1 protein-coding gene is annotated in these 1,197 nt (G+C 70.3%); it reads right to left on the bottom strand.

Going from position 1 to position 1,197, the window contains the following annotated elements; all coding sequences use genetic code 11:
• Positions 1-394: 394 nt before the first annotated feature.
• Complete coding sequence (locus Q1K57_RS15055; RefSeq protein WP_300084115.1) at positions 395-1,174, bottom strand: hypothetical protein; 780 nt, start codon at positions 1,172-1,174, stop codon at positions 395-397.
• Between the last annotated feature and the right edge of the window lie 23 nt (positions 1,175-1,197).

Genomic DNA, 1,197 nt, shown 5'->3' with positions numbered 1-1,197 from the left:
CCGCCGAAGTCACTTGCACAAGTTGTTACCTCAGGACTCCGCCCGGCGACGAGTGCCCCAATTGCGGAGCCCCACTCCCCGCCGCATGAGCGACGACGGCGTCGGCAGTTGTCGACGCCAGCAACGTCCGCTATTGCCGCGTTCCGCGCGGACCATACGAGTCGGCCGGAGGCCGCGCGCTCGCACTGTCGCTGGCAGCTGCCCGGCTTGCGAGGTGACATGTGAGCGACGGTCGGTGACGTTCCCGGCCCGATGACGGCCAACCACCCCGCTTGTCCTTCATCGCCTGCCGCAGCCTCGCGGGCACTCGACACCCTTGGCGATCGCCGCGGGCACCTCCTGCTTGTCCTTCATCGCCTGCCGCAGCCTCGCGGGCACCGCGCACCCAACATGTTCACCGGCCGCGGTCGGCGACGACCCGATAGTACGAGCGTGGCTGATGTGGTCCCCGGGATGGTCGGCGTCTGCGGCTGGGTCGGGCGCCGGTGGCGTACACCGCGGAAAGCGCGTTTCCCTCGTCGGCTAGGATGCGCGCCTCGGTGGCGCGTTGGTTCCCGGACCGGGCGTAGCCCTCGGCACGCGCCGTGCGCTGTTCGGCCGAGTCGTACCTGTCCTCACTTTGCTGGCTAAGGCCGTCCACCCGCGCACGTGCATGCTCGACCTCGCCGGTGCCGGCCGCCGTCTCGGATTGCGGCGGCGTCGCGTATCTGGCTTGTTGGGCTTGCCGGTCATCACGATCCGCTTCGTCCTCGACGACCTGTGCCCTGGTGTGGTCGCGTCTGGCGCGGCGGACTTCGTCGCGCTCTTGTTGCCGGCCCCGTTCGGCCTGCTCCAGGAGTCGACGAACGGCGGCGCTGTCGGCGTCCCCTGCCGGGGTGACGCCCCAGCGGGTGGTGATCTCGCGGGTCATGACCTCGCGGGCCGCGTCCACGTCGTGATGGCCTCGGTAGGCGTCGGCGATCTGCCAGGTGTCGCCGACCTGCCCGATGGTCGCGGAAGCCCACCAGTTGGGGTCATGGACCAACCGGAGCCGTGCCATCGCGACCTCTTCTTGCACTGCGGCCTGCCGAGCCTGCTGCTCGGCCCGCGTGGACGCGGCCGTGACGGCGTGTTCCTGGTCGATGGCGTGTTGTTGGGTGGCGCGGGATTGTGCCTCGCCGAGGCGGGCCAGCATCCCCGCGGTCAGTTGAGCGGCGT

The organism is Propioniciclava sp. (genome assembly GCF_029977985.1).
GTDB lineage: Bacteria > Actinomycetota > Actinomycetes > Propionibacteriales > Propionibacteriaceae > Propioniciclava.
This window is presented reverse-complemented; position numbering and strand designations above follow the sequence as displayed.

Coding starts and splice junctions, on each gene's coding strand:
- Q1K57_RS15055 (WP_300084115.1), bottom strand. CDS start 1,174: ATGCTGGCCCGCCTCGGCGAGGCACAATCCCGCGCCACCCAACAACAC.